Raw genomic sequence first — 20,125 nt, forward strand, 5'->3', positions numbered from 1 at the left:
CCTAACGGACGTTGGTGCTCCCCATACTAGACGCCTGACTCGCCAGTCGCTAGCACCCGCGCAGGCAACAGGCATAATCGCCGGCAAATTCTGCGGAGAACTCTTCCATGCTGCGCCTGATGTTGTTGTTGCTATGCCTGTTTCCCGCTCTTGCGCCGGCGGCGAGCGAGGACGAGGACCTGGCCTATAGCCTGGGTGCACGGCTCGGCGAAAGGCTACGTGGAGAGGTGCCGGGACTGCCGCTGGATGCCCTGCTGCAGGGCCTGCGCCAGGCCTACCAGGGTGATGCTCTGCGCCTGCCGCCGGAGCGCATCGAGGCACTGCTGGAAGTCCACGAGCAACGCGTAGCGCAGAGCCACGAGGAGCATGCGCGCATGGCCGAGGGGCGTTTCTTGGCTAAGGAAAAATCCCAGTACGGCGTGCGCGAACTCGAGGGTGGCGTGCTGGTGCGCGAACTGCGTGCGGGTAGCGGACGCAAGCCGTTGGCCAGCAGCCGGGTGAAGGTGAACTACCGTGGCGAACTGGCCGACGGCAGCCTGTTCGATCAGAGCGAGGGGCCGCAATGGTTCCGCCTACGTGCGCTGATTCCCGGCTGGCAAACGGCCCTGCTGAACATGCCCACCGGCGCACGCTGGCGTGTGGTGATTCCGGCCGAGCAGGCCTACGGCAAGGAAGGCGCCGGCGACCTGATCCCGCCCAATGCACCGCTGGTATTCGAAGTGGAATTGCTGGAAGTGGCCAACTGAGCGCCATGAAAAAAGCCGCCCATCGAGGCGGCTTTTTTCACAAGACGGGATAGCTAGAGCGGCGCGACGCTGACTTCATGTTGATGCGAGTTGTGCAGCACTTCGATCAGGCAGTCTTCCAGCTCGAAGCGCTCGTGCAGCAGCTGGCCAAGGCGCTTGAGCTCAGCGTTGAGTGAGGCGGCATCGCGGCAGTCGCCGTTGTCGCAGCGATCGTTGAAGGCCAGCGCCACCTCGGTGATGGCTTCGATGCGCGGGTAGATCTGCTTGGCCAGCTCCAGGCCGCGCTGGTCACCGAAGGCCTTGGCCTCAACGGTGAGCTGTTCGTAGACCTCGAAATGACCAGCCGAGACGTAGTCCAGCAGGATCTCGCAGAAGCGTTGCACGTCCTCACCGAAGGCCGGGCCCTGCGGCTGATCGCAGAGGGCACCAAAGGCACTCACCAGCTCATGACGCTCCTGCAGCCAGCGGTCGATCAGTTGGTGTACGCCACCCCAGCGTTCCTGGGCGTTCTGGCAGCTCTCGAGCATGATGTCGTCACTCCCCTTACTGGTGAATGCTGAATACGCCAGCCCCGAGACATTTTATTGTCAGCTCGCGGAGTCTCGGGAAACACCTCGTCGAAAACGGCGGATTAATGACGAGGCGTTGGGCCAGAGTATGCCCACTCGGCGCGAGCATCAAGTCATCTCGCTCGCGAATGCTCAGCCGCGACGCAGCAGCTGGTAGAGGGAAAACAGGATCATGCCGACGAAGGCCAGCAGGCTCCACTCCGGCAGGCTGAGGCCGAACAGGGTCCAGGTCACCTCGGCGCAATCGGCAGTGCCATGGAATACCAGGCGCACGATTTCCTGCAGCGGCAGGGCCTCCATCATGAACTCCAGGCTCGGCAGGCAGGCATCCAGCTGGTCGGCCGGCACGCTCTGCAGCCAGACCTGGCGCGCCGCCGTACCCGCACCGCCAACAGCGAACAGCAGGGCCAGAATCGCGTAGACACGGCGGCCGGTGCTGGCCGGCCCGTGAATGGCGGCGAGCAGGCAGGTCAGGCCGAACAGGATGACAAAGATGCGCTGGACGATGCACATCGGGCAGGGATTGAGGCCGACCACATGTTCCAGATACAGCGCGCCGCCCATCAGGGCCAGGCAGCCGAGGAAGGCAAGCAGGAACAGGGTACGCGGGGTGGCCAGCGCCATGGGAACTCCGATGCGGGGCTAGAAAGGCGCCTACGGTAGAGGAAAGCCGGCCGGCCTTTCAAGGCGGCGGCAGGCGCCCCGTCAGCGACAGGGCGCCGCACGTCAGGCCGGCGACGATCCGCTAGCGGCCAGGTTGCGGCAGCGCCGGCAGTTGCTGGCCCTGCACTTCCAGCAGTTGCAGCAGCAGGCGATTGCTCGCCTCCACCTCCCCCTGGCTGGCCAGCAGGCGCGCCAGTTCGGCGCAGGTTTCGGCGCTGCGAGCGAAGTCGAGACTGATCTCGAAGTACTCGCGGGCCTTGCCCCACAGGCCGTTCTGCAGGCACAGGCGACCCAGCGCCAGCAGCAGCTGCGGGTCCTGTGGGTGGTCCTTGAGCAGGCCTTCGGCGGTCTGCAACTGGCGCGCCGGATCACGCCCGCGCAGCTGGCCATAGAGACGCATCAGGCGCAGGTCGTAGCCCTGCTTGAGCGCCTTGCGCAGCACTTCCTCGGCCTCTTCCTGGGCGCCCAGGGCGCGCAGCTGCCCCGCGTAGGCGAGCAGTAGGTCGACATCCTGGCGATGTGCCGAAGACAGCTGCTGCCAGGCATTGGTCAGCGGCTGCAGGGCCAGCTCGCCCTGGTTCAGCCCCTGCTCGCCGGTGCTCTGCAGGCGGGCAATCCACACCCGACGCTCCAGCTCCGCCAGCGCCTCGCCCTCCAGCACACGGGCCTTGCGCAACTCCGGCAGCAACTCGAGCAGCGCCGTCCAGTCGCCCCGTGCGACCAGAGTGCGCTGCAGCTGGTCGAGCACCAGATGATGGCGGGGATGGCGCTCGTGCATGGCCTGCAGGGTCTCCTGCGCACCCGCCAGGTCACCGTGCTCGCGCTGCAACTCGGCATGCGCCAGGGCTACGGCCAGCTCGGCCTGGGGTTGGCGCTGCAGGGCTTTCTCCAGCAGCGCCTCGCCCTGCTCCACGCGCCCCAGCTTGTAGGCGGCACGGGCGGCGCCCAGGTAATACATCAGCGGTTGGCGCTCGCCTTCCGCGGCCAAGCTGAGATGCCGCTCGGCGCGCTCCCAGCGCCCCTCGATCAGGTCCAGCAGACCCTTCTCGGCAGCCAGCTGCTGGCGCCGACCACGCTGGCGCCGCGACCAGGGATTGAGCAGCCCACCGGAGACAAACAGCAGACGCAGCAGCCAGCGCAGGCCGATGAACAGCAGCCAGGCCGCCACGATGATCAGCAGGAACACCCACAGGCTGGATTCGTAGCGCAGGCCCTTCCAGGCGATCAGCACGTAGCCGCTGTGCTCGGCGACGGCCAGGCCCAGCACGGTGGCGCCGGCTGCCACCAGGATCAGGAGTAGGACGGCGCGCATCATTGGCCGTCCTCCTCGATCGCCTCGACCGCAGGCTCGACAGCGGATTCGGCCTCGGGCAGCAGCTCGGCAGCCTCGCGGCGCTTGAGGTAGGCCTGCAGGGTATTGAGTGCATCATCCAGCTTCGGCAGCTGGGTGGCCACGGACTGCCCGGCCAGCTCGCCAACACGTTTCTGCAGGGCCTGCACCGCCTGGTTGTCGCGATCGAAGTAGCTGTCGAGCACCTCGCTGGCAGAGGCCAGTGCCTGGCGATAGACCTCCTGCTGGCCATTCAGCGCGCCCCACTGGGCCTGCTCCAGCGCCAGCGCCAGGGTCAGGCGCACCTGCGCCAGGCTCTGCCCGGCCAGTTGCGGACGCACGTCCTGATCGGCATGCAGATCGATGCGCACATAGCGCGACAGCTCCTGCCACAGCGCCTCCCAGCGGCTGCTGTCGCTGGCGCTGACCGTGCTCGGCACTTCGGCCGGCAGGATGTATTCGGGCGCCAGCATCTGCAGCTGGGCGACCTGGCCGCGCAGTGCAGCCAATTGCAGGAACAGGCCACTGCGATCGATCTGCGGCATGCCGCGCAGTGCCTCCAGCACCTTGATCAGCTCACCGCGAGCGGCGAAAGCCTGTGGATCATTCTGCGCGCGCAGGATGTCGTCGGCGCCCTGCACCAGGGCAATGGCGCTGTACACGTCCTGCAGCGCGGTCAGGCGCAGCATGGCCAGGCGCAGCAGGTGCTCGGCCTCGGCCAGACGCCAGTCCTCGCGGCTCTTGCCGAGCAGGCCGGAGAGGCTCTGGGCCAGGCGCTGCTGCTCGCCCTGCAGGCTCACCAACAGATCGCGCTGGGTGGCCAGCTCGTCCGCCGTGGGCAGGCCGGCCAGGCGCTTGGCCACATGGTCCTCGCTGGCCTTGAGCCGCGCCTGGGCGGCTTCGCCGGCCTGCTGGAACTGCGCCAGCTGCTGCGCCGCCTGGCCCTGCTGTTGGTGCAACTGCCAGGCACTCCAGCCACCAGCGCCGAGGGCGGCCAGGCCTACCAGCAGGGCCAGCCAGGCCGGGCCACGACCCTTGGCCTTGGGCGCGACTGCCTGCGGCGGCTGGTCGGCGGCGAGTTGCGGAGTCTGTTCGCTGATCTGCGGGGTGGTTTCGCTCACGAGTCCTTCCTTATGCATCAGAGGCCGGCGCCGGATGGGCGCGCAAGGCCGCCAGAACAGCCGCAGCGCTGGCGCCGCGACAATCGATCACCTGCCGGGCGCCGGCCGCGCGAGCCAGTTCGGCCACCCGCGGGCTGGGCACCAGCAAGGGTAGTCGAGCCAGCTCTGCCCAGGCATCGGCGGCCAGCTGGCGGAGGTTGTCCAGGCCCTGGGCGCTGCTCACCAGCAGGGCGTTGATACGCTGCGCCTCGACCAACCGTTGCAGCGCACCGGCAGGGTATTGAGGGCGCACACGCCGATAGAGTTCCAGATAGTCCACCGTCGCGCCACGCTGGCGCAGGGTGTCGGCGATCAGTTCGCGACCGCCTTCGCCGCGCATGATCAGCACCCGCGGATTCGCCATCCGCAGCGCCTGGTCGAGCTCGGGCAGGGCCAGCAGGGCCTCGCTGTCATCACCCGTGCTCGGGCAGCTGGCCTGCAAGCCCTGCGGCTGCAGGTACTGGTCGAGAATCTGTGCGGTGGCGGCGCCGACGCTGAACCAACGCGGCCCGGCCGGCACCTGTGCGCAATGGCGGGCGAGCAGATCGAGGCCCAGGCGCGCCGCCGGCTTGCTCACCACTATCACCGCACAGTAGTGCTGCAGAGCGAGGATGATGGCGCGCTGCGCGGGCGTCTCGGCCAGCGCCTCGGTCTCCAGCAGGGGCAGGCTGCTGCTGAACACACCGGCCTCGGCCAGCGTGGCGGCCAGCGCCTCGCACTCGGCGGCCGGGCGGGTCAGTAGCAGGCGCCAGCCCGTCACTCGCCGTATACCGCCTTGAGGATGGCCTCGGCGCCCTGGGCCAGCAGCTGCTCGGCCACCTGCACGCCGAGTGCTTCGGCATCGCTGCCACGGCTCTCGGCACGCAGCAGCACGCCGCCATCGGGCTGGCCGACCAGGCCACGCAGCCACAGCTGTTCGCCTTCGAGCAGGGCATAGCAGGCAATCGGCACCTGGCAGCCGCCGTTGAGGCGCTTGTTCAGCGCACGCTCGGCGGTGACGCGCACGGCGGTTTCGCCATGGTGCAGCGGCGCCAGCAGAGCGTGGATCTCGGCATCGGCAGTGCGGCACTCGATGCCTACCGCACCCTGGCCGCCGGCCGGCAGGCTGTCCTCGACACTGATCGAGGAGCGGATGCGTTCTTCGAAGCCGAGGCGGATCAGGCCGGCGGCGGCGAGGATGATGGCGTCGTACTCGCCGGCATCCAGCTTGGCCAGGCGAGTGTTGACGTTGCCGCGCAGGAACTGGATTTTCAGGTCCGGGCGACGCGCCAGCAGCTGGGCCTGGCGGCGCAGGCTGGAGGTGCCGACGACGCTGCCGGCCGGCAGGGCATCGAGGCTCGCATAGGTGTTGGAGACGAAGGCGTCGCGCGGGTCTTCACGCTCGCAGATGCAGAACAGGCCAAGCCCCTCGGGGAAGTCCATCGGCACATCCTTCATCGAATGCACGGCGATGTCGGCCTCGTTCTCCAGCAGCGCTGTCTCCAGCTCCTTGACGAACAGGCCCTTGCCACCGATTTTCGCCAGGGGGGCGTCGAGCAGCTTGTCGCCACGGCTGACCATGGGCACCAGGCTGACTGTCAGCCCTGGATGGGCTTCTTCCAGGCGGGCTTTGACGTACTCGGCCTGCCACAGGGCCAGGGCGCTCTTACGGGTGGCGATGCGGATTTCGCGGGACATGGGCAATTCCAGGAAGCGGACTGCCGCGGATGATAACAGGATGGTCGGCGCAAGCCCGCAGGCACTATCGCCGCAGGCTGCACCGCGCCGGCATCACAGGCTGTGCATCAGCTTGCGCACACCGGCCACGTGACGGCGGCTGACGGTCAGCGCATCCGGCCCCAGGCCTTTGAGGTAGAGCTGGAAGTGCCCCAGCGGCGTGCGCTGCAGGCGCTCGATGCGCTCGCGGGCGACCAGGGCGTTGCGGTGGATACGCACGAAGCGCTCACCGAACTCATCCTCCAGCGCCTTCAACGGCTCGTCGAGCAGCACCTCGCCACCTTCGTGACGCAAAGTCACGTACTTGTGGTCGGCGATGAAGAAGATCACCTGCTCCAGCGGAATCAACTCGATGCCCTTGCGGGTACGCGCGCTGATGTGGCTACGCGGGCCGGCACCATTGCCCGGCATGGCGGGCCGAGTGAGGGCGGCGAGTTGCACGCGATTAGGCCGTTCGGCCTTCTTCAGCGCAGCAGCCAGAGCCTCGGGGCGCACCGGTTTGACCAGGTAGCCGACGGCGCTGACGTCGAAGGCCTCCAGGGCGAACTCGTCATGGGCGGTGCAGAAGATCACCGCCGGCGGCGCCTCGCGCTCGCACAGTCTGGCCGCTACCTGCAGGCCATCGAGGCCAGGCATGCGGATGTCCAGCAGGACAACGTCGGGGCGGAGGCTGTCGATCAGCGCCAGCGCCTCTTCGCCGTTGCTGGCCGAGGGCTCGAGGACACGATAACCCTCGAGTTCGCCGACCATACGGGCCAGGCGCTCGCGGGCAAGGGGTTCGTCATCGACGATCAGCACATTCATATTGCTCGGGCTTCCTGCATGAGTCTCGAACAAGGATAGCGTAGACAGGTGAAGTGGCGTCCGTCACGGCGGTCCACGCTGAGACTCGCGCCTGGGCCAAAAAGTGCCGCCAGACGCGCGTCGATATTCACCAGGGCCTGGTGGGTACCACGCGACGGTTGCTGTTCGGCGCTCTCCTGGTAGGGGTTGCTCACGCAGAGCTGGAACACCCCGTCCTGATAGTCCGCCTCGATCCGCACCAGGCCGCCCTCAATGCGCGGCTGGATGCCATAGATCAGGGCATTCTCCAGCAGCGGCTGCAGAGTCAGCTGAGGGATCGGTAAATCCGTCGGCACGTTTTCCACCTGCCAATCCAACTGTAGACGCTCGCCGAGCCGATAGTGCTCGATCGACAGATATCGCTTGGCCAACTCCAGCTCATCGGCCCAGGGCACCAGGGTGCCGGGCTTGGCCAGGCTGGCGCGGAACAGGTCGGAGAGGTCGAGCACCGCCTGCTCGGCCTTGTAGGGGTCGATGGCCACCAGGCTGGCGATGCTGTTCAGGCTGTTGAACAGGAAATGCGGGCGGATACGCGCCTGCAGCGACTCGATGCGCGCCTTGAGCTCGGCCTGCTGCTGCCGGCGCCACTGGCTCTGCAGGTAGAAATAACGCAGCAGCAGGGCCGACATGATCAGTGCGATCAGCGAGTGACGCAGGTACAGGTTGACCTCGCCGCTACGTGGAAGCGGCCCGCCCAGCTCGTAGTAATCGGCCACCGCCGTGCAGGCCAGGGTCAGGCCTATCACCAGGGCGCAGCACAGGGTGCCGGCCAGGGCGGAGCGCAGCCGCGCCAACAGCGGGCGCAGGCGGCACAGCAGCGCCGCCGAGAGCAGCACGATCCACTGCACGAACAGCGAGGTCAGCGCCAGGCGCACCCAGTTGAAGCCCGGCAGCATCGGCTCGGCCAATACCAGCACCAGCACCAGCAGCTCGGCCAGCAGCACCAGGCTGAGCAGGGCCTCGGGCTCGCACAGTTCCGGAATGAAGAAGTCGTCGCCCTGGGCCAGCACGCGGCCCTTGTTGAACCAGTGGATTTTCATCCGCGCAGTTTCCTTGTGTGCGCCCCCGGGCGGCAAGCCAGAGCGGTTCGGCCGGGCCAAAACGGGCACCCAAATGCCACCGGCTGGCGAAAACTGTGACGCACCCGGCAGATCGGCGCAGCCTCGGTTTTCCCGGCAAGGCTGTTATTATCGGCACACTTTGTCCGTTCCGCAGGTGCCCGCCGCACCTGCCCTGCCACGAGTCCAGCCATGAGCAGCGAAAAAACCAACCAGTCCTGGGGCGGCCGCTTCAGCGAGCCAGTCGACGCCTTCGTCGCCCGCTTCACCGCCTCCGTCGATTTCGACAAGCGCCTGTATCGCCACGACATCATGGGCTCCATCGCCCACGCGACCATGCTGGCCAAGGTCGGCGTGCTGACCGCGGACGAGCGCGATGCCATCGCCGCCGGGCTGAAGGAAATCCAGGCCGAGATCGAAGCCGGCAACTTCGACTGGCGCGTCGACCTGGAAGACGTGCACATGAACATCGAAGCACGCCTGACCGACCGCATCGGCGTCACCGGCAAGAAACTGCACACCGGCCGTAGCCGCAACGACCAGGTGGCCACCGATATCCGCCTGTGGCTGCGCGACGAGATCGATCTGATCCTCGCCGAAGTCACCCGCCTGCAGCAGGGCCTGCTCGGCCTGGCCGAGGCCGAAGCCGACACCATCATGCCCGGCTTCACCCACCTGCAGACCGCCCAGCCTGTGACCTTCGGCCATCACCTCTTGGCCTGGTTCGAGATGCTGTCGCGCGACTACGAGCGCCTGGTCGACTGCCGCAAGCGGGTCAACCGCATGCCGCTGGGTTCGGCCGCGCTGGCCGGCACCACCTACCCGATCGCCCGCGAGATCACCGCCGAGCTGCTGGGCTTCGACCAGGTCGGCGGCAACTCGCTGGACGGCGTGTCCGATCGCGACTTCGCCATCGAATTCTGCGCTGCCGCCTCGCTGGCGATGATGCACCTGTCGCGCTTCTCCGAAGAGCTGGTGCTGTGGACCTCGGCGCAGTTCCAGTTCATCGACCTGCCCGACCGCTTCTGCACCGGCTCCTCGATCATGCCGCAGAAGAAGAACCCGGACGTGCCGGAGCTGGTACGCGGCAAGACCGGCCGCGTGTTCGGCGCCCTGACCGGCCTGCTGACCCTGATGAAGGGCCAGCCGTTGGCCTACAACAAGGACAACCAGGAAGACAAGGAACCGCTGTTCGACGCCGCCGACACCCTGCGCGACAGCCTGCGCGCCTTCGCCGACATGGTTCCGGCGATCAAGCCCAAGCGCGAGATCATGCGCGAGGCGGCCCGCCGCGGCTTCTCCACCGCCACCGACCTGGCCGACTACCTGGTGCGCAAGGGCCTGCCGTTCCGCGACTGCCACGAGATCGTCGGCCACGCGGTGAAGTACGGCGTGGACAGCGGCAAGGACCTGGCCGAGATGAGCCTCGACGAGCTGCGCCAGTTCAGCGAGCAGATCACCGACGACGTGTTCGCCGTGCTGACCCTGGAAGGCTCGGTCGGCGCCCGTGACCATATCGGCGGCACCGCGCCGAACCAGGTCCGCGCCGCCGTGGCCCGCGGCAAGGAACTGCTGGCGACGCGCTGATCGTCCAACCAGGGAAAAGGATTTCCCATGCTCGAACCGTTGCTGCGCGGCCTGCTCTTCGTTGCCGAGATGCTCCTAGAGATAGTCGTCAGCTATTTCTTCTACGGTGCCGGCTGGCTGGTGCTGCGCTTGCTGACCCTGGGCCGCTACCCGCGCCTGCCGCTACGCGTGGCCGATCCGAGCGGCCCGCGCAGCAGCTGGGTCAGCGCCTTCGGCTTTTTTTGCGTGGTCGGCCTGCCGCTGGCGATCCTGGTCTTCATCCACGGCTGACCCCCTCAACGAGTATTGCCATGTCCCTGCATATCCGCCCCGCCACCGCCGGCGACGCCGAACTGATCCTGCGCTTCATCATCGACCTGGCCATCTACGAGAAGGCCGAGCACGAGGTGAAAACCGACGCCGCCGGCCTGCGCGACAGCCTGTTCGGCGCCGATAGCAGCAGCCACGCGCTGATCTGCGAGCAGAACGGCGTGCCGATCGGCTACGCCGTGTACTTCTTCAACTACTCCACCTGGCTGGGCAAGCACGGCCTGTACCTGGAAGACCTCTACGTCAGCCCCGAGGCCCGTGGCTGTGGCGCCGGCAAGGCGCTGCTGCAACACCTGGCGCGTATCGCCGTGCAACGCGGCTGCGGCCGCTTCGAATGGTCGGTGCTGGACTGGAACACGCCCGCCATCGACTTCTACCAATCCTTCGGCGCCCGCCCGCAGGATGAATGGACCACCTACCGCCTGACCGGCCAGGCGCTTATCGACTTCGCCGCCGGTTGAGCCCCGCGGAATGACCGTCCGACACCCGGTGCTTGGGGCAACACCGGGGCTCGCGTATGTTGGCGGCGCCTCCATGCCGTAGTCAGGTCGCCACCATGCGCTCGCTGTTCGTTCTCCTCGCCCTGCTCTGCCCCCTCTTCGCCTCGGCCACCCCGCTGGCCATTCCCGCCAACGCCAGCTGGCACCTGCAACTCAACGGCACGCTGCAGAAGCCCAATCGCCAGGTCTACGACATCGACCTGTACGACACGCCGAAGCAGACAATCACCAATCTCAAGGCTCAGGGCCGCATCGTCATCTGCTACTTCAGCGCTGGCACCTGGGAAGACTGGCGCAGCGACGCCAAGAGCTACTCCAAGGCCGCCATCGGCAAGCCCCTGCCGGAGTGGCCGGGCGAACGCTGGCTGGACTACCGCCGCAGCGACGTGCGCGCCTTGCTGGCCAAGCGTCTGGACCTGGCCCGCAGCAAGGGCTGCAACGGCGTCGACCCGGATAACGTGGACGGCTACGCCAACGACAATGGCCTGAAGCTGACCAAGGCCCAGCAGATCAGCTTCAACCGCTGGCTGGCCGCCGAGGCACACAAGCGCAACCTCAGCGTCGGCCTGAAGAACGCCGTCGACCTGCTGCCGCAACTGGCCGAGCACTTCGACTTCGCCGTCAACGAGAGCTGCTACCAGTACAAGGAGTGCGCTGGTTACGCGGCCATGCGCCGGCAGGGCAAGCCGATCTTCATCGCCGAGTACCGGGCCTACAACGCCAAGCTGTGCACTAGCGCCAAGGCCTCGGGCTTCCGCCTGCAGTTCTTCAACCTGGACCTCAAGGGTACCGGCAAGCCCTGCCCCTGAGCCTCAGGCCTTGCTCTTGAGGAAGGCCATGAAGCCAGCCATGCCGGCCTCCTTCTGCGCCGCGATCATCTTCACGTGCGGGTTCTGCTGCAGGCGCTGCAGCAACTCGCGGGCGGCGGGGAAGTCCTGCAGCAGGTCGAAGTCGAACACCTGCTGCGCCACCGCCGCGGCCAGGTCGATGCTGTAGAGGAAATACAGGTCGGCGATGCTGAACTGCTCGCCCGCCACATACGGGGCAAAACTCCCGTGGCGCTTGAGGGTGGCGATACCGGCCTGCAGCTCGGCACGCGCCTTGTCCCTGATCGCCTGATCCACCGGATTGCGGAAAAACGCCTGCGGATAGCAACTGCGCGCCGGTAGTTCGATATACAGCTCGATCTCCTTCACCAGCGAGCGCACCTGGGCCCGGGCGAATGGTTCGGCCGGCAGCAGCGGGCGGCCCTCGCCGAGATCTTCCAGGTAGTCGAGGATCGCGCTGGTCTCGCTGATGTAGCCGTGCTCGGTCTGCAGCACCGGCACCTTGCCGCGCGGGCTGATGGCGAGGAAGTCCTCATCCTGGCAGCCGTAGACGGTGACGGTCTCGAACGCCAGCCCCTTCTCCAGCAGGGCCAGGTGAACCATGTTGTAGTAGTTGCTGACGGCGAATCCGTGAAGTCTGAGCATGGCTGGGTACCGGACAGGGAAAAGCCAGTTATAGCCGCTCGGGCGGTCATGGGAAGCTCCATCGGGCAGCTGAATGATGCCTGTGGCACACTGCCGACCTGTTACCGAGGAGCCCGTATGAGCGAGCACGACGACAACGACGAAGCCTTCGCCGAGGAAACCCTGATCCAGGCGATCGAGAACCAGCTGGAGGCGGACAACCCGCCGGCGGCCAAGGCGGTCTACAACAAGCTGACCCTGGTGGGTTACGAGCGCGAGGAAATCCTCGAGCTGATGGCCCTGGTCCTGGCCTATGAGATCGACGCCATGCTGCGTGACGACCGGCCGTTCGACGGCATCTGGTACGAGCAGGCCCTGCGCGCCCTGCCGCAACTGCCCGGGGAAGAATGAGCCGACCTTGACCAAGGTCTATTTTCTGCCCCCACCGGCTGTTGCTATGGTGGCGCCAGCCTAGTTGCGAAAGGGTCACCCGCATGACCTCGCGCGTGTTGCGGCGCTGCCTCATCACTCTGCTTGCCCTATTCATCGTCCCCGCGGCGCGGACGGACGAGGTATTTCGCATCGGCGCCGAAGACGACTGGTATCCCTTCACCGCCCTGCGTGACGGTGAGGTGCGCGGCATGTCCGCCGACCTGGTGCGCGCGGCCTTCGCCGCCAGCGACACGCGCATCGAGCTGGTGCCCTACCCCTACTCACGCTGCATGGAGCTGACCCGCACCGGCCAGCTCGCGGCCTGTTTCAACACCTCGCCGGACGCCAGCATCGCCGCCGAATTCCGCCTGCCCAAGGAACCGCTGTTCAGCGACGACATCCTGCTCTGGGCCCGCAACGACAATGCCCGCCCGCTTGCGAACCTGAGCGAGCTGGCCGGGCGCAGGGTGGCGGTGACCATCGGCTATGAGTACGGCACGACCTTCGACAACCTGGCGGACATCGCCCGCGTGCCGGTGCGCCGCGACCTCAATGGCTTCCGCATGCTGGCCCACGGCCGCGTGGAGTACACCGCCGCCTACCGTGGCATCGCCAGTGCGCTGTTCGTCGAGCATCCCGAGCTGGCGGGCGCCTTCACGCCGGTCGCCACGCTGCACCGGCCGCAGCTGTTCATCAGTTTCTCGCGCTATCACCCGCAGGCCTTGCAGCTGCTGCAGCGCTACGACAGCGGCATGCGCAGCCTGCGTCGCGACGGCCGTTACGAGCAGATCATCCAGCGCTGGAATGGCCTCCTACACTGACAGTCGACAACAACAAGGAAACCACCATGGCCTACACCCCCGAAATGATCGCCGAACTGGAAATCCTCGCCCTGTACAACCTGGACAACCACCAGGAAGGCCTGAAGGTGCACAACAACGCCTCCAGCCGCGCCCAGTACGCCATCACCCGCCTGCACCAGAAGGGCCTGGTGACCCAGGCGGACGGCGGCTACCTGACTAGCCTGGGGCTGGATGCCGCAGAACACGCCCAGGCGCTGCTGACCATCCTCGCCGGGCAGAAGGCCTGAGCCGCCGAAGCCAGGGGCGGCAGCCGCCGCCCTTCTCCTGCAGCAACGGTGCGCGCCGCCGATACACTGGGCAGAGATGGCTGCCAGGCGCCCCTCGGCGCTGGTAGTCTTGCTGCCACCATCGCCCAGAGCAGTACATGACGCGCCTCCAGGAAATTCGCCCGGACATCAATGACGGCATCGACCGCAAGGTCCTGGCGCAACTGCGCGCGCGCTTCCTCAAGGTCAATAGCGGGCGCCTGGGGCGGGCCATGCAGGGGCTGTCGACGCGCCAGCAACTGGTCCTCAAGCTGCTGCCGCTGCTGTTCCATGTGAACCACCCGCTGCTGCCGGGCTACGTTTCGGCAGGCACGCCGGCCGGGCTGTCCGGCTATGAGCCGGACGACGACACCCTGGCCGAGGCCCAGCGCCTGACCCGCTCCTTCGCCTACAAGGCACGCCGTGGCACAGGCCTGGGCAGCAAGCCGCCGACGCCGATCCACGGCCTGTTCCTGATGGGCAGCCTGGGCACCGTGGCGCAGGCCGAGCAGAGCGACATGGACCTGTGGGTGTGCCACGACCCGCACCTGGACGCCCGCGCGCTGGCCGAGCTGCGCAAGAAATGCGACCTGCTCGAGGCCTGGGCAGCGACGCAAGGCGCCGAGGCGCACTGCTTCCTGATCGATCCGGCGCGCTACACCCTGGGCGACCGCGAGGCGCAGCTGACCTCGGACGACTGCGGCACCACCCAGCACTACCTGCTGCTCGACGAGTTCTACCGCACCGCCATCTGGCTCGGCGGCCGCACGCCGCTGTGGTGGCTGGTGCCGGTATACGAAGAAACCGGCTACCGCGCCTATACCCATGCGTTGCTGAGCAAGCGCTTCGTCCGCGAGGAGGAGGTGCTCGACCTCGGCCACCTGGCCCGCATCCCGCCGAGCGAATTCATCGGCGCCGGCATGTGGCAGCTGTTCAAGGGTATCGACTCGCCCTACAAGTCGGTGCTCAAGCTGCTGCTCACCGAGGTCTACGCCAGCGAGCACCCGCGGGTGGAATGCCTGAGCCTGCGCTTCAAGCAGGCGATGTACGAGGGCCGTCTGGACCTGGACGAGCTGGACCCCTACATCGTGGTGTACCGCCGCCTGGAGGAGTACCTCACCGAGCGCGGCGAGCTGGAGCGCCTGGAGCTGATCCGTCGCTGCCTGTACCTCAAGGTCGGCAAGAAGCTCAGCGTGCCGCCGCGCCAGCGCGCCAAGAGCTGGCAGCGCCTGCTGTTCGAGCGCCTGACCGGCGAATGGAAATGGAGCCCGCGCGAGCTGGCCATGCTCGACAGCCGCAGCCAGTGGAAGGTGCGCCAGGTCGGCGCCGAGCGCCGCGCGCTGGTCAACGAGCTGACCTACAGCTACCGCTTCCTGTCGCAGTTCGCCCGCAACGAGCAGACCGCCATCCCGCTCAACAGCCGTGACCTCGGCGTGCTCGGCCGGCGCCTGTACGCCGCCTTCGAGCGCAAGGCCGGCAAGATCGAGTTCATCAACCCGGGCATCGCCCCGGACCTGGCCGAAGACACCCTGACCCTGGTGCAGAGTGCCAGCCAGGAGGCCGAGGGCGAGACCCAGTGGGCGCTCTACCAGGGCAGCCTGAACGGCCGCGAGTGGCCGGACTTCGCGCCGCTCAAGCGCGCGCGCCAGCTGATCGAGCTGCTCGCCTGGTGCCACCGCAACGGCGTGATCGACCCCAGCACGCGCCTGTCGCTGCACCCGGGCAGCAGCGACCTCACTGAATTCGAGCTATCCAGCCTGCTCAGCAGCCTGCAGCAGACGGTACCGCTGCCATTGCCGCCGGTCTCCGAAGACGCCCTGCTGCACGCTGCCGAGCCGGCGGAGGTGCTGCTGGTGGTCAATGTCGGCATCGACCCGCTCAAGGCCCACAGCCAGCTCAACGTGCACCTGACCACCGGGCGCACCGACTCGCTGGGCTACTCCGGCGTGCGCGAAAACCTGGTGCTGACCCTCGACCAGATCAGCCTGAACAGCTGGAACGAGCTGATGGTCAGCCGCTACGACGGTCCCAATGCCCTGCTCGACTGCCTGCGCGACTACCTCAACGCCCTGCCCGGCAGCGGCCGCCTGCCCAACCTGCGGGTGCGCTGCTTCTGCCGCAACCGCGCCCAGGCCATCGCCCAGCGCGTCGAGGAACTGTTCCAGGAAGCGCTGAAGAGCCTCGCCGGCGGACACAACAGCCGCTACCTGCTGCAGGTGCAGCAGCACTATCACGTACTGGAGCTGCAGCCAGGCCAGGTCAGCCACGCCACCCTGCTCGACCTGCCGAGTCTGGTCGAGCACCTGGGCGAGGAACAGCCGTCCTATAGCCCGCTGCACCTGGACCGCTTCGCCCTGGAGGGCGAGGACCTGGCGCTGATCCTGCCGCAGGGCCGGCCACAGTGCATCCAGGTGTTCTATCGCATCGACGGCGCCCTGGCCGAGCTGACGGTGCTCGACGAGTACAACGCGCTGTGGCGCCAGCGCCTGCCGTTCCGCGACGAGCAGAGCCTACTGACACCCCTGCAGCGCTTCCTGCAGTCGCTGCTGTACCGGCGCAACGCCCTGCTGCCGCTGGACAGCCCGCAGCCGCCGGCGGCGCTCGACGTGCTGTACTACGAGGTACTGCCCCCGCCGCCGCAGCGCGCCAAGCAGCTGGAGCGCCGCGCACCGCCGCAGGCACCGGTGGCCCATTCCTTCTATGACGTGCAAGCCATCGTCGAGCCGGCCGAAGGAGAGCGGGTGCATGTCACCCTGTACTGCAACCACCGCGAGTTTTCCGAGCTGGAGTACGGCGCCGAGCTGTTCGGTGCGGTGGCCCGGCACATCCTCGCCCAGCGCCGCGGTGCCGAGCGCTACCCCTGCTACATCACCGACCTGGACCTGTCGCGCATCCTCGGCGATGGCCAGGCGCAGACCATCCACTACCTGCGCTACAAGGCCGAGCTGGAAGGTGCGCTGAACAGCGCGCTGCAGAACGCCTGAGGCAACCCGCCGCCGCTCACGCTCAGCCGTTCATCGGTGCCTGTGGATGCTCCAGGGCGTACAGGTAGCTGCCTTCGAGACTGTGATTGGCCTCCACCCCGGCATAGCTGGCAGTGAAGCTCACCGGCAGCCCCAGGTGCTGGTAGAGCAGGCCATCGACCGCCGCCGCCGGCACCTCGGTCACCAGATCGCTGTCGTTGGCCACGCGGAAGGTAGTGACGCCGAGCGCGTTGTACGCGGCGGCGAAATCCGGGGAGGCCAGCCGCGGGCTGGCGAAGTTGTAGTGCTGCAGCACCTGATCCGGCCAGCGCTCGTGCAGGTCGAGCACCGCCATGCTGGACAGCGCGCAACCCAGGCTGTGCCCGCAGACCCACAGCGGGCCAGTGGGCTGCAGGCTGTCCAGCGCCGCCAAAGCCAGGTCGCGCAGCGAGGTGTAGAGCTTGAGAAAGCCGGCGTGCACCTGGCCCTGGGCATCGTCCGCCCAAGGCCAGGGTGCCTGCTCCGCATCGAGATCATCGAGCCAGTCCTGGGCCGACTCGGTGCCGCGCAGCACCAGGTAGGTCTCGCCCTGGTCATTGGCCGCGGCGAAGCCGAAGGGCTCCGACTCGTTGATGAAGTGCAGGTCGCTGAGGATGCTCCAGATCGGCTGGGAGAAACGCCAGCCCGGCAGGCTCGGCGGGGTCCAGACGAAGTCCTGGGGCCGCCGCGGGCGATCCTGGGTCTGCCACTGGCGATATTGCGCGTAGGCCTGGTCGACCAGCTGCGCACAGAGCAGCGCGCGGTCCAGAGAGAAGTTTTCGGGGAAATAGAGGGGCAGGCTGGACATGTTCGGCCTCCTTGCCGGCGGTGGTTAAGACACTCTAGTCCAGTGACTGAATGACGCCGGCGGAGTTCACCGCAGCCTACAAACAATCAATTTCACTGATACTTGATACGAAGAACGACCATTATTCAATCGACTCAGCCTGAGTGAAGCTGGCGCTACTCCAGCAATCTCCCAGGCAGAGCGACATGGCCAGACTCATTCGCAGACACGCAGACAGCGGCGCCCTCGCCGGCCTCGGCCTGTTCGCCATCGCAGCCAGTGTCGTGCTCGCGCTGGGTCTGAGCAGCATCGATCTGCCGCTGCAGCAGCACGGCACGCCGAACCTGGCGCAGACGCTGCAGAACCTGCTCTCGGTCATCCGGGTGAGGGGCTAGCCATGCAGCTCTCCACACCCAGGGCGTTGTTCCTCTCGTTGTTACTGGCGCTGATCAACGGTCCGGCGCTGGCCGGCAAGGGCCAGATCTCCGGCGGCGGCGTGGCACGCACCATCGAATGCAATCAGAACATCGCGCGCTCTCTGGAACTGGACGACCAGCTCCGGCGCGGCAGCGACACACCGCCCTGCCGCGAGCCGCAGACGTTGCCGCGGCGCTTCTTCCTGGCCTAGCGCTGGTAGGCGCCAGCCGCCTCGGGCTGGTACTCGACCGCCAGCAGCGTCAGCTTCAGCGGCTTGCCGGCCGGGCCCGGCCAGTCGATGTGCTGGCCGACGGACAGGCCGAGCAGCGCGCAGCCCACTGGCGCGAGGATCGAAACGCGGCCTTCGCCACCAGCGTCCTCGGGGAACACCAGGGTCAGGTGCCAGTCCTTGCCGCTGCCTTCCTCGCGGCAATGGACCCGCGAGTTCATCGTCACCACCCCCGAGGGAACCTCGTCATGGCCCACCACCTGGGCGCGCGCCAGCTCCCTTTCCAGTGCCTCGGCGGTCGGGCCGAAGTCCTCCAGGCTGTCGAGCAAGCGCTCCAGGCGCTGCAGGTCGAGACGGGTGATGGTGATCGCGGGGGTGCTGCTCATGGCGTGGATATTCCTCCTTGGGCCAGATAAAGCAAAACCCCGCCCGGAGGCAGGGTTTTGATCGGTTGGTCAGCTTCAGCCGACCCTACCACAAGCCCATCAATAAGCAAGACCGCCCGGTCAAGCACGGCCCGGCGACGCCTGCTGGCGCCCTTGCGCGGCCTGGCAGATCTGCCGGCGCCGGCCGTTGTCCGCCTTGCCCCATTCGAGGATCTCGGCCAGCGAGCGGCCGCAGCCCAGGCAGATGTCCTGATCGTTCAGGCAGCACTGCCGGCGGCAGGGCGACTCGACGGCCTCAGAGCTCGTCGAACTCGAGGTCTTCACCGGCCTGCTCACGGGTCACCCGGTTCAGCAGCTCGCCCAGCGGCTCCTCGCTGGTGTCGCAGATCCACAGTGCCTGGGCTTCGTCGTAGTCGAAGTGGAAGCCACCGGAGCGGGCCGCGACCCACAGCTGGCGCAGCGCTTCCTGGCGGCTGAGGATCACCTGGGTGCCGTTCTCGAAGCGCACGGTGAGCACGCCGGCGGAGTTCTCCAGATCGAGGTCCAGATCGCTGTCGTCGAAAATGTCTTCCACGGCCTGCTGGGCGGCATCGACCAGATCGTGGAAACGGGCTTCGCTCAAACTCATAACAGCATCCTCAGGAATGGGGGGCGGAATCTAACAGACTTTGCCGGTAGGCGCCGGGACTCTGCCCCGTCCAGCGGCGGAAGGCGCGAGCCAGCGAGCCGGCCTCGCTGAAGCCGACCAGGAAGGCGATCTCCGCCAGTTCCAGCGCCGGGTCGCGCAGGTAGTGCAGCACCAGCTGCTGGCGGGTCTCGTCGAGTAGCTCGCTGAACGATAGACCGCCCTCGCGCAGGCGCCGTTGCAGGGTGCGCGCGCTGAGGTCGAGGGTCTGCGCCAAGCGCTCCAGGTCAGCGCCCTGCTCCGGAAGCTGGCGCGCCAGTTCGCGGCGCGCGCGGTCGAGCACGCTGTGGCCCTGGTTGAGCTGGCCGAGCAGACGGTCGGCGTGCGCATCGAGCAGCTGGCGCAGTTGTGCGTCGGCCTGGCCCAGCGGCGTGGCCAGCAGGCGCTTGGGGAACACCAGGGCATTGTCGGCCTGGCCGAACAGCACCGGGCAGCCGAAGATGCGCTCGTGCTCCGAGATATCGGCCGGCGCCGCATGCTGGAAGCGCACCTCGGTGGGCGGAATCTGCAGGCCGGTGATCCAGCGGCCGAAGGTCAGCCAGCCGGCCAGGGTCTCCTCGCTGTGCTGGCGCTGCTGCTCGAGCACCAGCGGCTCCCAGCTGTGCGCCACCTGCGGCTCCAGGCCGTCACGCGGTGGCTCCTCGTCCAGGTCGACGCGCCCCAGGTTGCCCACCAGCGCAGCATAACGGGCCTGGCGATGCAGGGCGTCGGCCAGGGTCGCGCAACTCATGATCAGGTAGCCGAGCACGCCGTAGTAGCCGGGGCGCATGGCCTCGCCCAGGTGCAGGCCGAGGTGGCTGTCGCCGGTCAGGCGCACGCCCTCGCCCAGCAACTCGAGATAGGTGCTGACGGCGATGCGCTGGTCACGCTGGGCCAGGATGCTCGGGCTCAGCTGGACCTTGGCCAGCAGCGTTTCGCTGGCGAAACCCTGGCGGGCGAGATAGTCCAGCAGGCCCTGCAGGTAGGCGACCGAGACCGAGCTGGCGAGTGTGGCGGGGGCGTCCATCGGGGCTCCGTTTTTTTCGCCATGCTAGCCGCAAACGCCCCGCTGCGGGCAAGCCCGAGACGCCAGCCGGACGGTCCCGGCGGGCCCGCCGGGCGTACATAGGCAAGGCGACAGGGGGTCGGTATACTCCGACCCATTCTC

25 protein-coding genes are annotated in these 20,125 nt (G+C 67.3%); 11 read left to right on the plus strand and 14 right to left on the minus strand.

Annotated features, from left to right (window positions below; all coding sequences use genetic code 11):
• Window positions 1-107: 107 nt before the first annotated feature.
• The gene (locus PTT45_RS05990) at window positions 108-746 is read left to right on the plus strand and encodes an FKBP-type peptidyl-prolyl cis-trans isomerase (protein WP_273812085.1); all 639 of its coding nucleotides are present in this window, start codon (window positions 108-110) and stop codon (window positions 744-746) included.
• Between the two features lie 53 nt (window positions 747-799).
• Here the strand turns inward: PTT45_RS05990 and rsd are convergent, their stop codons facing one another.
• From rsd to PTT45_RS06030, 8 genes are all read right to left on the minus strand, one after another.
• Window positions 800-1,273, minus strand: coding sequence for a sigma D regulator (gene rsd / locus PTT45_RS05995; protein WP_273812086.1), 474 nt, complete (start codon window positions 1,271-1,273; stop codon window positions 800-802).
• Between the two features lie 174 nt (window positions 1,274-1,447).
• A complete protein-coding gene (locus PTT45_RS06000) occupies window positions 1,448-1,939 on the minus strand; it encodes a disulfide bond formation protein B (RefSeq protein WP_273812087.1) in 492 nt (163 codons plus the stop codon).
• A 121-nt stretch (window positions 1,940-2,060) separates the two neighbouring features.
• Window positions 2,061-3,293 carry a heme biosynthesis HemY N-terminal domain-containing protein gene (locus PTT45_RS06005; RefSeq protein ID WP_273812088.1) on the minus strand — a complete coding sequence of 411 codons (1,233 nt, stop codon included), beginning with the start codon at window positions 3,291-3,293 and terminating at the stop codon, window positions 2,061-2,063.
• Entirely contained in the window at window positions 3,290-4,429 is a 1,140-nt protein-coding gene (locus PTT45_RS06010) for a uroporphyrinogen-III C-methyltransferase (protein WP_273812089.1), read from the minus strand. Before PTT45_RS06010 ends, PTT45_RS06005 begins: the two co-directional genes overlap by 4 nt.
• Window positions 4,430-4,439: 10 nt before the next feature.
• A complete protein-coding gene (locus PTT45_RS06015; protein ID WP_273812090.1) occupies window positions 4,440-5,228 on the minus strand; it encodes a uroporphyrinogen-III synthase in 789 nt (262 codons plus the stop codon).
• Window positions 5,225-6,145 (minus strand): hydroxymethylbilane synthase, encoded by a 921-nt coding sequence (gene hemC / locus PTT45_RS06020; RefSeq protein WP_273812091.1) that lies wholly within the window; start codon window positions 6,143-6,145, stop codon window positions 5,225-5,227. The genes PTT45_RS06015 and hemC overlap by 4 nt, the downstream gene beginning before the upstream one ends.
• A gap of 93 nt (window positions 6,146-6,238) precedes the next feature.
• A complete protein-coding gene (locus PTT45_RS06025) occupies window positions 6,239-6,988 on the minus strand; it encodes a LytR/AlgR family response regulator transcription factor (protein ID WP_273812092.1) in 750 nt (249 codons plus the stop codon).
• Complete coding sequence (locus tag PTT45_RS06030; RefSeq protein ID WP_273812093.1) at window positions 6,985-8,067, minus strand: sensor histidine kinase; 1,083 nt, start codon at window positions 8,065-8,067, stop codon at window positions 6,985-6,987. Before PTT45_RS06030 ends, PTT45_RS06025 begins: the two co-directional genes overlap by 4 nt.
• Before the next feature lie 210 nt (window positions 8,068-8,277).
• Between PTT45_RS06030 and argH the strand changes: the two genes are divergently transcribed.
• From argH to PTT45_RS06050, 4 genes are all read left to right on the plus strand, one after another.
• Window positions 8,278-9,672, plus strand: coding sequence for an argininosuccinate lyase (gene argH, locus PTT45_RS06035; protein WP_273812095.1), 1,395 nt, complete (start codon window positions 8,278-8,280; stop codon window positions 9,670-9,672).
• Window positions 9,673-9,699: 27 nt separating this feature from the next.
• Complete coding sequence (locus tag PTT45_RS06040) at window positions 9,700-9,942, plus strand: hypothetical protein (RefSeq protein WP_273812097.1); 243 nt, start codon at window positions 9,700-9,702, stop codon at window positions 9,940-9,942.
• Between the two features lie 20 nt (window positions 9,943-9,962).
• Window positions 9,963-10,442, plus strand: coding sequence for a GNAT family N-acetyltransferase (locus tag PTT45_RS06045; RefSeq protein WP_273812098.1), 480 nt, complete (start codon window positions 9,963-9,965; stop codon window positions 10,440-10,442).
• Window positions 10,443-10,537: 95 nt separating this feature from the next.
• Entirely contained in the window at window positions 10,538-11,290 is a 753-nt protein-coding gene (locus tag PTT45_RS06050; protein ID WP_273812099.1) for an endo alpha-1,4 polygalactosaminidase, read from the plus strand.
• A 3-nt stretch (window positions 11,291-11,293) separates the two neighbouring features.
• On the opposite strand, the gene PTT45_RS06055 is transcribed toward PTT45_RS06050, so the two are convergent.
• Window positions 11,294-11,953 (minus strand): glutathione S-transferase family protein, encoded by a 660-nt coding sequence (locus tag PTT45_RS06055; protein WP_273812100.1) that lies wholly within the window; start codon window positions 11,951-11,953, stop codon window positions 11,294-11,296.
• Window positions 11,954-12,070: 117 nt separating this feature from the next.
• Here PTT45_RS06055 and PTT45_RS06060 point away from each other — a divergent pair, with 117 nt between their 5' ends.
• The 4 genes from PTT45_RS06060 to PTT45_RS06075 all read left to right on the plus strand — a co-directional run bounded on the left by PTT45_RS06060 (window position 12,071) and on the right by PTT45_RS06075 (window position 16,456).
• A complete protein-coding gene (locus PTT45_RS06060; RefSeq protein WP_273812101.1) occupies window positions 12,071-12,343 on the plus strand; it encodes a hypothetical protein in 273 nt (90 codons plus the stop codon).
• Between the two features lie 83 nt (window positions 12,344-12,426).
• Window positions 12,427-13,185: a substrate-binding periplasmic protein gene (locus PTT45_RS06065; protein WP_273812103.1), complete on the plus strand. Its 759-nt coding sequence runs from the start codon at window positions 12,427-12,429 to the stop codon at window positions 13,183-13,185.
• 26 nt (window positions 13,186-13,211) lie between these two features.
• Window positions 13,212-13,454, plus strand: coding sequence for a TIGR02647 family protein (locus PTT45_RS06070; RefSeq protein ID WP_273812105.1), 243 nt, complete (start codon window positions 13,212-13,214; stop codon window positions 13,452-13,454).
• 137 nt (window positions 13,455-13,591) lie between these two features.
• Complete coding sequence (locus PTT45_RS06075; protein WP_273812106.1) at window positions 13,592-16,456, plus strand: class I adenylate cyclase; 2,865 nt, start codon at window positions 13,592-13,594, stop codon at window positions 16,454-16,456.
• Between the two features lie 22 nt (window positions 16,457-16,478).
• Here the strand turns inward: PTT45_RS06075 and PTT45_RS06080 are convergent, their stop codons facing one another.
• Complete coding sequence (locus PTT45_RS06080) at window positions 16,479-17,282, minus strand: lipase family protein (protein WP_273812107.1); 804 nt, start codon at window positions 17,280-17,282, stop codon at window positions 16,479-16,481.
• A 185-nt stretch (window positions 17,283-17,467) separates the two neighbouring features.
• Between PTT45_RS06080 and PTT45_RS06085 the strand changes: the two genes are divergently transcribed.
• Both PTT45_RS06085 and PTT45_RS06090 read left to right on the plus strand, forming a co-directional pair.
• A complete protein-coding gene (locus PTT45_RS06085; RefSeq protein ID WP_273812108.1) occupies window positions 17,468-17,656 on the plus strand; it encodes a hypothetical protein in 189 nt (62 codons plus the stop codon).
• A 2-nt stretch (window positions 17,657-17,658) separates the two neighbouring features.
• Window positions 17,659-17,889: a hypothetical protein gene (locus PTT45_RS06090; protein ID WP_273812109.1), complete on the plus strand. Its 231-nt coding sequence runs from the start codon at window positions 17,659-17,661 to the stop codon at window positions 17,887-17,889.
• Here the strand turns inward: PTT45_RS06090 and rnk are convergent.
• From rnk to PTT45_RS06110, 4 genes are all read right to left on the minus strand, one after another.
• The gene (gene rnk, locus PTT45_RS06095; protein ID WP_273812110.1) at window positions 17,886-18,293 is read right to left on the minus strand and encodes a nucleoside diphosphate kinase regulator; all 408 of its coding nucleotides are present in this window, start codon (window positions 18,291-18,293) and stop codon (window positions 17,886-17,888) included. The two genes, PTT45_RS06090 and rnk, sit on opposite strands and share 4 nt — an antisense overlap.
• 120 nt (window positions 18,294-18,413) lie before the next feature.
• The gene (locus PTT45_RS06100) at window positions 18,414-18,617 is read right to left on the minus strand and encodes a DUF1289 domain-containing protein (RefSeq protein ID WP_273812111.1); all 204 of its coding nucleotides are present in this window, start codon (window positions 18,615-18,617) and stop codon (window positions 18,414-18,416) included.
• Window positions 18,589-18,921, minus strand: a complete 333-nt coding sequence (cyaY, locus tag PTT45_RS06105; RefSeq protein ID WP_273812112.1) for an iron donor protein CyaY — start codon at window positions 18,919-18,921, stop codon at window positions 18,589-18,591. Before cyaY ends, PTT45_RS06100 begins: the two co-directional genes overlap by 29 nt.
• A gap of 10 nt (window positions 18,922-18,931) precedes the next feature.
• Entirely contained in the window at window positions 18,932-19,984 is a 1,053-nt protein-coding gene (locus PTT45_RS06110; RefSeq protein ID WP_273812113.1) for an AraC family transcriptional regulator, read from the minus strand.
• Window positions 19,985-20,125 lie beyond the last annotated feature (141 nt).

Source organism: Pseudomonas sp. Gutcm_11s (assembly GCF_028649395.1).
In the GTDB taxonomy this organism is placed as follows: domain Bacteria; phylum Pseudomonadota; class Gammaproteobacteria; order Pseudomonadales; family Pseudomonadaceae; genus Aquipseudomonas.

What these genes read in the sequence shown, in the direction of transcription:
- PTT45_RS06090 (WP_273812109.1), top strand. Translation starts at nt 17,659, where the DNA reads ATGCAGCTCTCCACACCCAGGGCGTTGTTCCTCTCGTTGTTACTGGCG.
- PTT45_RS06110 (WP_273812113.1), bottom strand. Translation starts at nt 19,984, where the DNA reads ATGGACGCCCCCGCCACACTCGCCAGCTCGGTCTCGGTCGCCTACCTG.
- PTT45_RS06065 (WP_273812103.1), top strand. Translation starts at nt 12,427, where the DNA reads ATGACCTCGCGCGTGTTGCGGCGCTGCCTCATCACTCTGCTTGCCCTA.
- PTT45_RS06055 (WP_273812100.1), bottom strand. Translation starts at nt 11,953, where the DNA reads ATGCTCAGACTTCACGGATTCGCCGTCAGCAACTACTACAACATGGTT.
- rnk (WP_273812110.1), bottom strand. Translation starts at nt 18,293, where the DNA reads ATGAGCAGCACCCCCGCGATCACCATCACCCGTCTCGACCTGCAGCGC.
- hemC (WP_273812091.1), bottom strand. Translation starts at nt 6,145, where the DNA reads ATGTCCCGCGAAATCCGCATCGCCACCCGTAAGAGCGCCCTGGCCCTG.
- PTT45_RS06005 (WP_273812088.1), bottom strand. Translation starts at nt 3,293, where the DNA reads ATGATGCGCGCCGTCCTACTCCTGATCCTGGTGGCAGCCGGCGCCACC.
- PTT45_RS06030 (WP_273812093.1), bottom strand. Translation starts at nt 8,067, where the DNA reads ATGAAAATCCACTGGTTCAACAAGGGCCGCGTGCTGGCCCAGGGCGAC.
- PTT45_RS06060 (WP_273812101.1), top strand. Translation starts at nt 12,071, where the DNA reads ATGAGCGAGCACGACGACAACGACGAAGCCTTCGCCGAGGAAACCCTG.
- PTT45_RS06045 (WP_273812098.1), top strand. Translation starts at nt 9,963, where the DNA reads ATGTCCCTGCATATCCGCCCCGCCACCGCCGGCGACGCCGAACTGATC.
- PTT45_RS06025 (WP_273812092.1), bottom strand. Translation starts at nt 6,988, where the DNA reads ATGAATGTGCTGATCGTCGATGACGAACCCCTTGCCCGCGAGCGCCTG.
- PTT45_RS06040 (WP_273812097.1), top strand. Translation starts at nt 9,700, where the DNA reads ATGCTCGAACCGTTGCTGCGCGGCCTGCTCTTCGTTGCCGAGATGCTC.
- PTT45_RS06050 (WP_273812099.1), top strand. Translation starts at nt 10,538, where the DNA reads ATGCGCTCGCTGTTCGTTCTCCTCGCCCTGCTCTGCCCCCTCTTCGCC.
- argH (WP_273812095.1), top strand. Translation starts at nt 8,278, where the DNA reads ATGAGCAGCGAAAAAACCAACCAGTCCTGGGGCGGCCGCTTCAGCGAG.
- PTT45_RS05990 (WP_273812085.1), top strand. Translation starts at nt 108, where the DNA reads ATGCTGCGCCTGATGTTGTTGTTGCTATGCCTGTTTCCCGCTCTTGCG.
- PTT45_RS06000 (WP_273812087.1), bottom strand. Translation starts at nt 1,939, where the DNA reads ATGGCGCTGGCCACCCCGCGTACCCTGTTCCTGCTTGCCTTCCTCGGC.
- PTT45_RS06080 (WP_273812107.1), bottom strand. Translation starts at nt 17,282, where the DNA reads ATGTCCAGCCTGCCCCTCTATTTCCCCGAAAACTTCTCTCTGGACCGC.
- PTT45_RS06085 (WP_273812108.1), top strand. Translation starts at nt 17,468, where the DNA reads ATGGCCAGACTCATTCGCAGACACGCAGACAGCGGCGCCCTCGCCGGC.
- PTT45_RS06070 (WP_273812105.1), top strand. Translation starts at nt 13,212, where the DNA reads ATGGCCTACACCCCCGAAATGATCGCCGAACTGGAAATCCTCGCCCTG.
- PTT45_RS06075 (WP_273812106.1), top strand. Translation starts at nt 13,592, where the DNA reads ATGACGCGCCTCCAGGAAATTCGCCCGGACATCAATGACGGCATCGAC.
- cyaY (WP_273812112.1), bottom strand. Translation starts at nt 18,921, where the DNA reads ATGAGTTTGAGCGAAGCCCGTTTCCACGATCTGGTCGATGCCGCCCAG.
- rsd (WP_273812086.1), bottom strand. Translation starts at nt 1,273, where the DNA reads ATGCTCGAGAGCTGCCAGAACGCCCAGGAACGCTGGGGTGGCGTACAC.